Source organism: Caballeronia sp. PC1 (assembly GCF_021353155.1).
GTDB lineage: Bacteria > Pseudomonadota > Gammaproteobacteria > Burkholderiales > Burkholderiaceae > Caballeronia > Caballeronia cordobensis.
Genome location: NZ_JAJUBH010000001.1, coordinates 2515305 through 2528629, shown reverse-complemented (window position 1 = coordinate 2528629; position 13325 = coordinate 2515305). Strand labels below are relative to the sequence as shown.

Below are 13325 nucleotides of genomic sequence, written 5' to 3'. Positions count from 1 at the left end.
AAAGGCCGTTCTCGTGGTAGAGAGAACGGCCTTACTCTTTGCAAATGCCGTTCAGCTAATCCGAACGGCATTTCACGAATGGCTAGTCTTGCCCGCGCTGATAGAAACGCTGCTCGACCGGCACATAGAATTCGTCGAGCGATTCCGGCACGCGAGCGTTGAAACCCAGCACCTGACGCATCCAGCCATTGCACGTGTCGATATTCGAATAACCGAACTGCCGCGCGTAATCGAGCTGCGGCTTGAAGAACGGGCTCGTGAAGGTGAGCGTCAGCGCGCGTCGCGGGAGATGCGTCACATTGCGTCCCGTGGCGTGCCACAGACGCGAATCGAACATGAGAACCGAACCGCGCGGGCCCGTGGCGCGCGACGATTCCTTGTAGAACGATTCGTCGTCCGGCTTTTCCTGCACATTCTGCGAGTGCGACAGAAGATGGGTCGCGCCGTTTTCCGGCGTGAAGTCGTCGAGCATCACGAGAATATTCAGCATGAAACGCCGATGATCCGAACCGAAACGAATGTCGCGATGAACCTGGTGCACATACGAGCGGGAATCGTGTTCGTTGACCACGCCGCCGTATGAGTTGAGGATGAAGTTTCCGCCGAAGTACTGCTTGAGAATCGGCTCGACGACGGAAAGCGCGTCGAGCAGGCCGACATAGCATTCATCGTCCATCAACAGGTGATGCAGCGTGCCGGTGGTGTTGTCGAGCACACCGTTGCGCTGCCTGATCTGGTTGCGCCGCTCGAGCGACGAAGGCAGCGCCGCAACCAGCGAATCGATCAAGTCTGCGCGAACGATGTTCGGCAGGACTGCCCAGCCTTGCGCGGCAAGGGCAGCGTCCACTTCGTTGATATTCATTGTTTAATCGCCAACGGGCGCGGAAGATGGCTCGGCGAAATCGGTGGAAAGCAGAGCCATGGAAACGACATTGAGGTACTGGCCGTCTTTGAAAACGGCTTGTCTGTGCAGGCCTTCGGTGCGAAAGCCCAGCTTCTCGTAGAGGGCGATTGCGCGCGCATTGCCTTCCAGCACGTCCAGAGAAACGCGATGCAGATTGAGGTCGGTGAACGCATGCGCGAGTATCGAGCGCGCCGCGGCTTCGCCCATTCCCCGGCCGCGCGCGGATTCCGCGCCGATCTGTATCGAAAATTCGGCGCTTCGGTTGAGCCAGTCGATGCCAAGCAGATACGTCACACCGATGAGCGCGCCCGAACTCGCTATGCAGACGGCGAGCCGCACGTTATTGGCGCGCGAGCCGAGGTAAGCGTCGAACCATTTGTCGTCGATTTCACGGCCGACATGGCGGAAGTTTCCGCCAAGAAGACTCACGAGCGACCGGTCGGCGCGCCACGCATTAATGGTGGAAAGATCGCCGCGCTCAAGTTCTCGCAGGAAAATACCGTCTTTGCTCATGTGAGCTGCTCCAGAACACGTTGCATGATCGGCTCAAGTTCGCGAGGCGTGAGCCGTTGATCGCAAGGCAGAAAAATCGCGGATGCGGCAATGGCGCGCTCGAATTCGGGCGCGTCTTTCGCTTCCGTGACATCGGGCCAATACGTGGGCGTGTAGATGCGCTGTTGCCGCAAGCGATCGCGCAATGCGGCCGGCGCGCCGAAGAAGGGATAGCAAAGCGGAACAGCGCGCTCGCGCTCGAAGTGCAGCGCGGAGCGATTGTGCGTTTGCAGCCGTTCGTGCAGATAGTTGAAATTCGCGACGCGCCGCGAACGCACAGCATCGAAATCGATGCCGCCGAGCATGCGCTGCGTGAGGTCCGACATGCGCAGCGGCTCCTGATGCCTGAGGCTTTTTTCGGCGGCGGCGTAGGCGGCGTAGCCGGGCTCGGCATCGTCCGCGATACGGCGCAGAAGGTGCTCACAGCGTTGTATCGATGATCGATCGCTCGCCTCGGGCATGTCGATGCGCTCGCGCGTCACGAGCAGGCCGCCGTCGGGCACGCCGACGAATTTGCGCGGCGAGTAGATCGTCGCGAGGCAATCGCGAGGCTGCGCGAACAGCGCCTGTGCGTTGTCGATCACGACGCGGTCGCGCGGAAAGCGGTCGAGCACGTCGTCGACCTGACGATCGCATAGCCCGAAATAATTCACGTAGACGAGCCATTCGCCTGGCGCCAGATCGACGGGTTGCGGGCGCATGTTCCGATCGATCGCGTACCGTTTCACCGGTATGCGCGCCATGCGCAGCGGCTCCAGCATCGCGTCGCACATGAACCAGGGCATCCATACGGCTTTCGGACGCAGCGAACGCACGAGCGCGAGAAACGCGGCGCGCGACGACTGAAAGCGCAGCGCGTTGTCATGCAGGAAGGATCGGGTGGGCGGCAGTTCCAGTTCAAAATATCCGCCGACCGCGCGCGGCATCGGAGCGGCGTTCACGAACGAGCCTCTACCGAAAGCATGGCTCTGACCCGGTCTTTGCTATTGAACATGAGGACATCGAGAATGGACAAGCCAGGCTGAAACGCATGATCGAACTGCGCATACGTGCTCAGATTCGGTTCGACGAACGCCAGTTCGACGCCGTTCGAGCGGAACGTGGCGTCATCATAAAGATCGCGGCCGCCCGGGAGATTCACATAAATCCCGGCGCGCTCCTTCGCGCAAATATCCAGCACGCGATTCGCGCCCTTGAGTTCCGAGTTGCCGAACTGCGTCGAGCTGGGGACGAACGCCGTATCGATATCGAGGTAGTGACAGACATCGACGACCGACCGCGAAGCAAGCGCCGAAATCTGCGCGACAGGCGCCGAGAGGCACTGCTCGATCAACGCGCTGACGGCCGCATAATGCGGCGCTTTCGCATACGCGTGCCGGATCGATTCGAGCATCTTGCGCAGCCAGATTTCTCGCGGCTGCACGGCAATGTCCCTGATCTTCAGCGACGGACTCGCGCCCGACAGCGGCACGGTCACATAACGGTTGCGCTCGCCGTCGAGCACGCGATTGCGGTTGATCCAGCCGTTCTTGATGAAGTTGACGTCGTCATAGAAAACGAAGCGGTCGACGGCAGCCACGAGCTGAAAATAGCCGATATACGGGAAAAAATAAGGCTGCATGATAGCCAGCCTCATGGTCAGCAATCCTTGATGATATCGACGATTCTGCCGATGTTGGCATCGGACAGTCCGGGGTAGATCGGCAGGCACAACACGCTGGAAGACGCCTTTGCCGCGACCGGCAGATTGTCGCGATGCGCGGACGGCAGGCCGCGATACATCGGGAAATCCGAGATCAGCGGGTAGAAATAGCGGCGAACCATGACTTCGCGGTCGCGGAACTTCTGATACAGCGCGTCGCGCGTCAGCGGGAAGCCGGACTCGACCAGAATCGGGAAATAGGAATAGTTGGAGACGGCTTCGCCCGCGTCGCTGAGGCATCGAATGCCCGGCACGCCGCTCAGCAGTTCGCGATAACTCGCGTCGATGCGCTTGCGCGCGGCCAGCGCCTCATCGATATATTGAAGCTGCAGCAGGCCGAACGCCGCGTTCACTTCGCTCATCTTGCCGTTGATGCCGGGCGCCACGACCGTGACTTCATCCACGAAGCCGAAGTTTTTGAGATGGTCGATGCGCTGCTTCGTCTTGGCGTCGGGGCATACGATCGCGCCGCCTTCGAACGTGTTGAAGACCTTCGTCGCATGAAAGCTGAGGACGGCCATGTCGCCGTATTGCAGCACGCTGCCGGCGTCGGTCTGCACGCCGAATGCGTGCGCCGAGTCGTAGATCACTTTCAGGTTGTAGTTGTCGGCGATCTTTTGAATCGCCTCCACGTCGCACGGGTGGCCATAACAATGCACCGGCATGATGGCCGTGGTCTGCGGCGTGATCGCTTCTTCGATGCGCTTCGGATCGAGGTTCAGGGTCTTCGGATCGATATCGACGAAAACCGGCTTGATGCCGTTCCAGAGCAAGGAATGCGCGGTCGCGACGAACGAATACGGCGTCGTGATGACTTCGCCGGTGATGCGGTGCGCCTGCAGCGCCGTGACGAGCGCGAGCGTGCCGTTCGCGAACAGCGAGAGGTATTTCACGCCGAGATAGTCGCACAGCGCTTTCTCGAGCTGCTGATGAAACGGCCCGCCGTTGGTCAGCACCTTGCTCGACCAGATTTCCTCCAGATACGGAAGGAACTCGTTGAGCGGCGGAAGATGCGGCTGGGTGACGTACAGACGCTCATCGACCAACTCGGCGACGGATTCAAAGGGAAGGCTGGCGGTCATGATAGGTGGGCTCACGCTTCTGCAATTGATCAGAATTATGAGATGCATCCCGCGTGTCCAATGCGGCGATGTGGCGGCCAAATACCCGCCAATTCAAGGCTTGCGGCGCGGTGTGAAGACGAGCGGGGGAGCGAATGAAAACGGGCCGCCGAAAGGCAGCCCGAGAGGGAAGAAGTGCAGCGGGGCCGAAGCGCTCCGGCCCGTTCAGGCGCGGATCAGAACCGCGCGGCCTGCTGATATCGTCCGGCGGCCTGAGCCTGATCCATCGCGCGCCGATAGCCCGTTCCGAGCAGCGATTGCGCGGCTTCCGCGCGGCCCATCATCGATTCGATGCTCGCCTGAATCCGGCGGATGACGGCGAGCGCCTCCGCCGACTGATCCTTTTCGATCGCCATGACGAGCGGCGTGCGGGCCTGCGCAAGCTCGGCGGCCTTCAGCCAGTCCTGCGCGCCGACCGCCGTTTCCACGGCCTCCGTGAGCGCCCAGGCGCGCTGAACGATTTCATGCTGTTCCATGAGTCCTCTTCCTTACGACTTGTTGGTGGCCAGCGCGCCCGCGCTGTTCGTGCCGCCGAAGAGCGCGGTCAGATAGCTCGCCTGCGTCGCCATCTGCGACATCAGCGTGTTGAGCGCCGTGAACTGATCGTTGTACTGCGTCGTCAGTTGCTGCGTGTACGTGGTCAGCGCCGTCTGCTGATCGCCGATGCTGGTGAGGTCCTTGTTGAGCGCCGTCGTGCGGGCGTCGATGAGACCGCCCGTCGCGAGAAACGACGTCAGGCTGTTGTTCAGTTGCGCGGCGACGCCGTCGGTCGTGTTGAACAGCGAAGCCACCGCGTTGGTATTGCTGGTGAGGGCGTCGGTCAGCGCGTCTTCGTCGGTTTTCAGCGTGCCGTCCGGTTGCAGCGCAATGCCGATCGACGCGAGGTTCACCTTGTTCGCCCCGCTGCCGATGCCCTTGCTGACCGTGCTCGAGATCGTGTTCTTGATCGTGTTCATCATCGAGTCGCCGAGCAGCGCGCCTTGCGAGGTGGCCGTCGCGTCGAACGACGTGAGCGACGCCGCCGTGGTGATGAAATTGTTGTACGCCGTGACGAACGCTTCGATCGTGGTCTTCTGGCCGGTCACGTCCTGACCGATGGTCAGCGTTTGCGTGGTCCCGACCGAATCCGCGGTGAGCGTCATGTCGATGCCGGTGATCGAGCCTTTGATCGTGTTCGATGCGCTCGACACCGGCGTGCCCGCGACCGTCAGATGCGCGTCCACGCCCGCCGCCGACTGCGCCCAGCCATTCGCGCCGTCGATGACCGTATGTTCCGGCACCGAGATGGTGTTCAGCGGGTTGTTCGGATCGACATCCGTCGTCGTGGTCGAGGAGTGAACCGCGAGCTTGTTGATGGGCGAGCTGCCCGAACTCGCGTCCGGCGCGACATCCACGTTGATGGCGTTGTCGAGTCCCGTCGACGCGGAGCGCAGCACGAGGTGCGCGCCGTCCGTGCCGGTGACGATCGTCGCCGTGACGCCCGGGTTGTCGGACGCCGAATTGATCGCCGATGCGATGCCCGAAAGCGTGTTGTTGCTGTCGTCGAGCGTGATCGTGCTCGACTTGTCGCCGACCTTGATGGTCATCGTTCCCGAGCCGAGCTTGTCCGTCGTCGAAAAGACGCCGGAAGTCAGCGATTGCGCCGACGCGACGTTCGTCACGTTGACCGCATAGCTGCCCGCGACGGCGCCCTTGCCGGCGGTGGCGGTTAAGCCCTTGCCGTTCGTGGTCGCGGTGAAGGCGGACATCGTCGTGCCGTCGGCGAGTTTCGAGAGCGAGCTCTGCAAGAGCGAGAGCACGGATTTGAGCGAGCCGACCGCGGTGAGCTGCGTGGTGTCGGCCGTTTTCTTGGTGTTGAGCGCGTCGACCTGACCGGCGACCTTCGCATTGACGAGCGCCGAGACGAGCGAGTTCACGTCCACCGTCGAGTTGGTCGAACCGCTGATGATCGACTGCGCGGCCTGCTGCAGGGCGCTGTTCGGATCGACAGCGGCGCCCGATGAGGAGGTCGTGGCTACGGTGGTCATGTGTACTCCGTTCGTTTCGTCTGGCGATCGTCAGAAATTGGGCGGAAAACGCAGGTTTTCCGAAAACGCGAACCGGGAGACGAGCTCCCGGTGCGCTGACTTGCTTCTTTGCCGCGATGTTTCTTGATGCCCGGCGCGCGTTCCGCTGGGTTCGCGCGCCGGCTACTGCACGTGCGTCGTGGCTTAGCCGAGGAGCTTCAGCACTTGCTGCGGCATCGAGTTCGCTTGCGCCAGAACCGAGATACCCGCTTGTTGCAGCACTTGCGCCTTGCTCAGATTCGCCGTTTCCTGCGCGAAGTTCGCATCCATGATCTGCGACTGAGCCGACGACAGGTTCGTCGCCTGCGCCGACTGAGCCGACGCGACCGACGAGAAGCGGTTTTGCGTTGCGCCGAGGCTTGCTTGCAGCGTGTTGATCGTGGCGAGTGCGTTATCGACCGAGTAGATCGCCGCTGCCGCGCCGCCGGTTGCCGACACGTCGATGGCGTTGACGGAAGGCACGTTCGACGCCGTGTTCAGCGAAGCCAGTTCCGTAACTTGCGCGCCCGTCGTCGGCGCCGTGCCGCCGCTGAACGCCGCGCCCTTGAGCGTGAAGCCGCCAGCCGTTGCCGCCGTGAACAGATTCGTGCCGGTGAACGCTGCGCCGGTGTTGTCCTCGTAGGTGAAGCCGCCGCTGCCGTCGGCCTTGACCGTCACCGAGGTGATGGTCGCGCCGGTGGACGTGTACGCGCCGCTCGAATCCAGCGACAGACCGTCGATGGTGCCGAGCGTGGCGCCCTTGCCCGGGGTGCCGATCGCGCCTGCCGAGACGTTGGCCGTCGACAGATCGACAGAAATGCTCTGACCGACGTTCGCGCCAACCTGGAACGACAGGCTGCCAGCCGAGCCGTCGAGCAGGCTCTTGCCGTTGAACGTCGTTTGCGAGGAAACGCGGTTGATTTCGCTGATACGCTGGCTCACTTCCTGTTGCAGCGCGGACTGGTCCGACGCCGACAGCGAGCCGCTCGAAGCCTGCACGGCCAACTGACGAATACGTTGCAGGTTGTCAGCGATTTGCGACAGGCCGCTGTTTGCCGTCTGAACGAGCGACACGCCGTCGTTCGCGTTCGACACGCCTTGGTTCAGACCGTTGATCTGAGCCGTCATGCGGGTGGCGATGGCCAGGCCGGCTGCGTCGTCCGCGCCGCTGTTGACACGCTTGCCCGACGACAGGCGGGTGATGGCCGACGACAGTGCGTTTTGCGTGCCGTTGAGGTTCTGCTGGGCAACCAGCGAGTTGATGTTGCTATTGATACCGATCATTTTTTGCTCTCCTGGGAGACTTTGTCTGGCTTAGGCTTTGGCACCGAGTGTTGCCTGGCGGTCCTGCGCTCGGTGATAGCCGGCCGCCTACTTGTGGTTATCGGGCCCCTCGAAAAAAACTTAAGGCCTTCGCAAACGATTTGTGTAATGAATGACTTCGTAAGCCTTCGCGGCCCCGGCCGGCAAGGCTCGCGTTTCGCGCGTATGCTTTTCGGTCCGTTCTTTCGCGCACCCGGAGCACCCATGCAGACACGCAATATCGGCACATCGGACCTGAAAGTTGCGCCGCTCGTCTTCGGCGGCAACGTGTTCGGCTGGACCGCCGACGAGCGCACGTCGTTCTCGATCCTCGACGCGTTCGTCGATCACGGCCTCGATTTCATCGACACCGCGGACGTGTATTCCGCCTGGGTCGACGGGCATCGGGGCGGCGAATCGGAGACGATCATCGGCAAGTGGTTCAGGGACAGCGGCAAGCGGCACAAGGTCGTGCTCGCGACCAAGGTGGGCAAGCTCTCCACGCGCGCGGGCCTTACCGCGGCGAATATCGCGGCGGCGGTGGACGACTCGCTGCGGCGCCTCAAAACCGATTACATCGACGTCTACTTCTCCCATTACGACGACGCGAACACGCCGCTCGACGAAACCCTCGGCGCATATCTGAAGCTCGTGCAGGCGGGAAAGGTGAGAGTGATCGGCGCATCGAACTACACGGGCGAGCGGCTCGGCGAGGCGCTGAAGGTCGCGAAGGACTCGGGCCTGCCGGCGTATCAGATCCTTCAGCCGGAATACAACCTCTACGATCGCGAAGGCTACGAAACCGATCTCGAACCCGTGGCCGCGCAGCACGAGATTGCCGTCGTGCCGTATTACGCGCTCGCGAGCGGTTTCTTGTCGGGCAAGTACCGGTCGAAGGCCGATACGCAGCACAAGGCGCGCGGCTCGCGCGTCGAGAAGTATCTGAACCCGCGCGGCTTTAAGATTCTCGATGCGCTCGACGAAGTGGCGAAGCGCAATGGCACGACGCCGGCAACCGTCGCGCTCGCGTGGATGATCGCGCGCCCGAGCGTGACGGCGCCGATCGCGAGCGCGACCTCGGTGCAGCAGCTCGAAAGCCTCGCCGCCGCGACGCGCCTTCAGCTTGCCGCGGAAGACATCGAACTGCTCGACCAGGCCAGCGCCTGGCAGACGTGAAGGCGGAAATAAATCTGCCGCATCAATGAGTTGGGCGCACGCATGATAGTTGGCAGCGGCGCGGCGTTCTGGTAACATCGCGCCCGAATCGAGAAATGTGCCCGATTTCCTGCCTTCTCCGCCAAGAATGACAACGTCATGACAAACGCGGCGGCGAACGGCTCAGAAATGCGCTTTCAAGTCCTTCTTCGAAGGCGCACGCCGCTCCCGCGGCCGAATCTCAAACTCTCTCTTTTCCGGCCTCCGTGGCCGCTTTGCTCGTGTCCGCCGCGCATGTCGTATCCGGCGGACGATCGGAGTGCCGGGGCGCGGCGCGTTTCGTCGTCGCGCGCTTAGAAATACGTTTAGCAAACAGGATTTACATGACCACTATCGTCCTCAAAGAAAACGAGCCGTTCGATGTCGCGATTCGGCGTTTCCGCCGCACCATCGAGCGCAATGGCCTGATCGCCGAACTGCGCGAGCGCCAGTCGTACGAAAAGCCGACCACCGAGCGCAAGCGCAAGAAGGCAGCCGCCGTCGCGCGTCTGCGCAAGCGCCTGCGCAGCCAGATGCTGCCGAAGAAGATGCACTAAGCATCGTGTCCCGCGAGGCGTCGTTCCTCGCGCCGGACGGCAAAACGGCGGTGCGACCCGTGAGGGCGCACCGCCGTTTTGTTTTGATCGCGCAAAATCGCGTGTGGGTCAGACAAACGCGTGACGCTTGCCGAGCGCCGCGAGCAGTTCGGGCCACTCGTCGATATCGGCGTAGTCGTGAACTTCTTCCAGTTCGATCAGCAGATCGATGATGTTCGGATCGTAAGCGTTCACCTGCGACGCATAGAGCGCCCGCAGCAGCGTGCCGTCCTGCGCATGCCGATAGTAGGAAATCCCGACGCCTTCCAGTTCCGGCCGATACACGTCGTCGCGCACCAGCGAACCGATCGCGCACTTGCGGCCTTCCGGACTGCGCAGCCGGCAGGAACCGTTGTCGTCTTCCGACACCGCGCGCTGCGTCAGCAAATGTTCGCTGACGCGCTCGTAGATGGCTTTCGGGCTCAACATCGTAATGGGGCTCAACATCACAGCACCTGCAATAACTCAAGCAGCCGTTTTCAAAAGTTCGGCGGACAGCCCGAACTGACGCGCGATCGACGTAAGCCGCTCGCGCCACTCCCACTTGCCGAACACGTCGTGCACGTTCTGCAGGCAGGAAAGCAATTCGACGGTATTGGGATCGAACACATTGATGCGCGAACGCAGCAGCGCGCGCCTGAGCGCCGCGACGCCGACATCCATGTACGCCGGAATCTGCTCGGGCGGTTTCGCGATGTAGCGGATGGGCACGCCTTCCATCGCCGTGACATAGTCGCGCGGCTTGATGAAACTGCCGACAGGACAGCCGCCGCAGTAGCCGCGATACGCGCCGCCGCCGCGCGGCAGCAAGACCGCTTGCCCTTGCACGAAGAGATGCTGTACAGCGCTATTGAAAATCTCCTGATGGGTCAGGAAGTTCAGGCTTTTCATGATCTTCTCCCCTGCGCCCCTGCGCAGCGGCCATGCGTTTGAGTTCGAGAACCTGCGCTTGCTTCTCCGGAGCGGCGGCGTCGTTGCGAATGTGGCGCAACCTTGATCGACGCTTTTGCCGCCCGGACACTGCTTCGAGCACGACGGTTTTCCCGGCCTGGGCGTGAGGTCCCCACATCGCCCGATGTGCTCGCGTCGGATTCTCTAACACTCAGTGAACGATCCGTACACCGCCAGTTATAACGGTTCGGCCCGGTAAAAAGGTGCGCCAGCGCACGCGAGGACGCCATTTTTACACGAGCCGCACGTTCGTGCAGTGCGGAAAACCGGCCTGAAACCCTTGCAATTCGCGGCTTCGGGCGTGCTTCACTGCAATAAAAACCCGTTCTATCGGGATATACCCTTATTTTCGCGTTTTGCACTCACGGATGTTGTCGAAAAGCAAAAATCCCCTCCTTAGGGATACCTTCAATGTGAGGATTTCGCGACAGCCTTGCGTTTCGTCTTAGGTTTTCCTCGCGATATGCAACCAACGGCGTGGTCGTTGACCATGCCCGTCGCCTGCATGAAGGCGTAGCAAATGGTCGTGCCGATAAACTTGCAGCCGTACTTCTTGAGCGCGCGGCTCATGGCATCGGATTCGGGCGTGGACGCTGGCGTGGGATTGTTCGCGTCGCGCGGGGTGTCGATGGGCGCGCCGCCGACGAACGACCAGACGAAGTCCGCGAACGAGCCGTGTTCCTGCTGGATCTGCTGCACGGCGCGCGCATTGAGCACGGCCGATGCGATCTTCGCCCGGTTGCGCACGATGCGCGCGTCCAGCACGATTCGCTCGATGTCCTTTTCGGTGAAGCGCGCCACTTTGTCGATATCGAAGCCCGCGAAGAGCGCACGATAACCTTCGCGCTTGTTGAGAATCGTCGACCAGGAAAGGCCGGCCTGCGCGCCTTCCAGTATCAGCATCTCGAACAGGTGCCGGTCGTCGCGCGAGGGCACGCCCCATTCGTGATCGTGGTACTGAATCATCGCGTCGGTGGTTGCCCAGGCGCAGCGGATTGGATCATGGTCGGCCATCGCGAGTCCTCGTTATTTTCGATCGCGTGAGCATAACGGAATGCCCGCGCCGCGCCACCTCGTCCGTTCGGCTAATTGGCGGGCGTCGCGCGCGCCGGTAAGCTTGCGGCCATGACTCCAAACACCCATTCGGCAACTCAAGGTTTGCTGCTCGGCATCGACGGCGGCGGAAGCGGTACGCGCGTGATTCTGGCCGACGCGCAAGGCAACGAACTCGCGCGTGCGAGCGGCGGTCCGTCCGGCCTCGGGCTCGGCGTGTCGCTCGCGTGGCAAGCCATCGAGGACGCGTGCCGGCGTGCGTTCGACGCCGCCGCACGGCCCTTCGACTGGCGCCACTGCGCGCTCGGCTGCGGGCTCGCGGGCGTCAACAACGCGGACTGGCTCGCGGCATTTCTCGCGGCGGCGCCAGCGGTGCGCGCGCTGAGCGTGAAAAGCGACGCCTACACGACCGTGCTTGGCGCGCATGGCGGCGAAGCCGGCGTGATCGTGGCGCTCGGCACGGGCAGCATCGCGGCGTCGCTGGACGAGAAGGGCGAGTGCCGCATCGCGGGCGGCTACGGTTTCCCGAGCGGCGACGAGGCCAGCGGCGCATGGCTCGGCTTGCGCGCCGTGGTCCACCTGCAACGCGTGCTCGACGGCCGCGCGCAGGAAGACGGCTGGTCGCGCGCGCTGCTCGCGCTGACGGGCGCGACGGATCGTGACAGTCTCGTCGTCTGGCTTTGCAACGCGAATCAGACCGCCTACGCGACGCTTGCGCCCACGCTGTTCGAGTTTCGCGGTCATCCGGTCGCGGCGCGGCTGCTCAAGCGCGCGGGATTCGAGATCGAGCGGCTGGTCGCGGCGCTCGACCCCGCGGGCGCGCTGCCCGTCGCGCTGTGCGGCGGGCTCGCCGTGCCTTACGAACCGTTCGTGCCGGCCGCGTTGCGCGAGCGCGTGCGGGCTGCGCGCGCCGATTCGGCTGCGGGCGCGCTCGAACTGGCGCGCCGCGCGGCGGCCGCGTCGGCGGTCCCCGGCGATCCGCCGCGATAAAATAGCGAGCTTTGCGGCATCACAAAGGCTGTCATGTACTCGGTCATCGCTACAGATCTCGACGGGACGCTCCTCAACAGCGACCACCAGCTCGATCCCTTCACGGCTGAAACCGTGCGCACGCTGTCGGCGCGCGGCGTGCCGATCGTCATCGCGACGGGCCGGCATCATCGGGATGTCGCCGGCATCCGCGACGTGCTCGGCGTCGACGCATATCTCATCACGTCCAACGGCGCACGCGTGCATGCGCCCGGCGACGAGCGCATCTACTCGCGCAACCTCGACCCCGACGCCGTGCGCCGCCTCGTGCAGCCCGAACTCGCGGGCAGCGAGCGCGTCATCGTCAACCTGTTCGCCGACGACGCATGGCTCATCGACCGTCACGCGCCCGAACTGCTGGTCTTTCACCAGGATTCGGGCTTCAAGTACGAGGTAATGGATCTGCGCGAGCATGATGGTGAAAACATCGCGAAGGTGCTGTATATCGGCGATCCGGCGGATTTGAAGGCCACCGCCGCGAATCTCGAGCGCGAGTTCGGCGACTCGCTCTATGTGACCTATTCGCTGCCGGACTGCCTGGAAGTCATGACGTCGGACGTATCGAAGGGACGGGCGCTGCGCTTCGTGCTGGAGCGGCTCGACGTGGATGTCGCGCAGTGCGTCGCGTTCGGCGACAACATGAACGACATCGACCTGCTCGAAACCGCCGGGCATCCGTTCATGATGAACAACGCCAACCCCGATCTCATGAAACGTCTGCCAAACGTGCCGCGCGTCGGGAACAACTTCGAGGCGGGCGTGGCGCATCAGTTGCGCAAGCTGTTCGGCATTCGCGACGAACTCGCGTCGCCGGGACAGACCCCCGACTGAGCGTCGATCGTCGAATGCAACGGGCCGCCCGCCTGCGCGAGCGGC

At 62.8% G+C, this 13325-nt stretch carries 15 protein-coding genes; 4 read left to right on the top strand and 11 right to left on the bottom strand.

The window, feature by feature from the left end; translation table 11 throughout:
* Nucleotides 1-82 precede the first annotated feature (82 nt).
* The 8 genes from LY284_RS12080 to LY284_RS12045 all read right to left on the bottom strand — a co-directional run bounded on the left by LY284_RS12080 (nucleotide 83) and on the right by LY284_RS12045 (nucleotide 7608).
* A complete protein-coding gene (locus LY284_RS12080) occupies nucleotides 83-862 on the bottom strand; it encodes a phytanoyl-CoA dioxygenase family protein (RefSeq protein ID WP_014190175.1) in 780 nt (259 codons plus the stop codon).
* 3 nt (nucleotides 863-865) lie between these two features.
* Entirely contained in the window at nucleotides 866-1417 is a 552-nt protein-coding gene (locus tag LY284_RS12075; RefSeq protein ID WP_014190176.1) for a GNAT family N-acetyltransferase, read from the bottom strand.
* Nucleotides 1414-2397, bottom strand: a complete 984-nt coding sequence (locus LY284_RS12070; RefSeq protein WP_233386289.1) for a hypothetical protein — start codon at nucleotides 2395-2397, stop codon at nucleotides 1414-1416. Before LY284_RS12070 ends, LY284_RS12075 begins: the two co-directional genes overlap by 4 nt.
* The gene (locus LY284_RS12065) at nucleotides 2394-3092 is read right to left on the bottom strand and encodes a WbqC family protein (protein WP_014190178.1); all 699 of its coding nucleotides are present in this window, start codon (nucleotides 3090-3092) and stop codon (nucleotides 2394-2396) included. The genes LY284_RS12070 and LY284_RS12065 overlap by 4 nt, the downstream gene beginning before the upstream one ends.
* 2 nt (nucleotides 3093-3094) lie before the next feature.
* A complete protein-coding gene (gene vioA / locus LY284_RS12060; protein WP_014190179.1) occupies nucleotides 3095-4240 on the bottom strand; it encodes a dTDP-4-amino-4,6-dideoxy-D-glucose aminotransferase VioA in 1146 nt (381 codons plus the stop codon).
* 215 nt (nucleotides 4241-4455) lie between these two features.
* Nucleotides 4456-4755 (bottom strand): hypothetical protein, encoded by a 300-nt coding sequence (locus LY284_RS12055; protein ID WP_014190180.1) that lies wholly within the window; start codon nucleotides 4753-4755, stop codon nucleotides 4456-4458.
* 12 nt (nucleotides 4756-4767) lie between these two features.
* Nucleotides 4768-6306, bottom strand: coding sequence for a flagellar filament capping protein FliD (fliD, locus tag LY284_RS12050; RefSeq protein WP_014190181.1), 1539 nt, complete (start codon nucleotides 6304-6306; stop codon nucleotides 4768-4770).
* Between the two features lie 183 nt (nucleotides 6307-6489).
* On the bottom strand, nucleotides 6490-7608 hold the full coding sequence (locus tag LY284_RS12045; protein WP_014190182.1) for a flagellin: 1119 nt from the start codon (nucleotides 7606-7608) through the stop codon (nucleotides 6490-6492).
* A 243-nt stretch (nucleotides 7609-7851) separates the two neighbouring features.
* Between LY284_RS12045 and LY284_RS12040 the strand changes: the two genes are divergently transcribed.
* Complete coding sequence (locus tag LY284_RS12040) at nucleotides 7852-8802, top strand: aldo/keto reductase (protein ID WP_014190183.1); 951 nt, start codon at nucleotides 7852-7854, stop codon at nucleotides 8800-8802.
* Between the two features lie 362 nt (nucleotides 8803-9164).
* Complete coding sequence (gene rpsU, locus LY284_RS12035; RefSeq protein ID WP_008351904.1) at nucleotides 9165-9377, top strand: 30S ribosomal protein S21; 213 nt, start codon at nucleotides 9165-9167, stop codon at nucleotides 9375-9377.
* Nucleotides 9378-9485: 108 nt separating this feature from the next.
* Here the strand turns inward: rpsU and LY284_RS12030 are convergent, their stop codons facing one another.
* The 3 genes from LY284_RS12030 to LY284_RS12020 form a co-directional block, all read right to left on the bottom strand.
* Nucleotides 9486-9863, bottom strand: coding sequence for a hypothetical protein (locus LY284_RS12030; RefSeq protein ID WP_014190184.1), 378 nt, complete (start codon nucleotides 9861-9863; stop codon nucleotides 9486-9488).
* Between the two features lie 18 nt (nucleotides 9864-9881).
* The gene (locus tag LY284_RS12025) at nucleotides 9882-10307 is read right to left on the bottom strand and encodes a hypothetical protein (RefSeq protein WP_014190185.1); all 426 of its coding nucleotides are present in this window, start codon (nucleotides 10305-10307) and stop codon (nucleotides 9882-9884) included.
* A gap of 468 nt (nucleotides 10308-10775) precedes the next feature.
* Nucleotides 10776-11381 carry a DNA-3-methyladenine glycosylase I gene (locus LY284_RS12020; protein WP_233386287.1) on the bottom strand — a complete coding sequence of 202 codons (606 nt, stop codon included), beginning with the start codon at nucleotides 11379-11381 and terminating at the stop codon, nucleotides 10776-10778.
* Nucleotides 11382-11492: 111 nt separating this feature from the next.
* Here LY284_RS12020 and LY284_RS12015 point away from each other — a divergent pair, with 111 nt between their 5' ends.
* Nucleotides 11493-12410 carry a BadF/BadG/BcrA/BcrD ATPase family protein gene (locus tag LY284_RS12015; RefSeq protein WP_014190187.1) on the top strand — a complete coding sequence of 306 codons (918 nt, stop codon included), beginning with the start codon at nucleotides 11493-11495 and terminating at the stop codon, nucleotides 12408-12410.
* A 33-nt stretch (nucleotides 12411-12443) separates the two neighbouring features.
* Nucleotides 12444-13280, top strand: coding sequence for a Cof-type HAD-IIB family hydrolase (locus LY284_RS12010; protein ID WP_014190188.1), 837 nt, complete (start codon nucleotides 12444-12446; stop codon nucleotides 13278-13280).
* Nucleotides 13281-13325 lie beyond the last annotated feature (45 nt).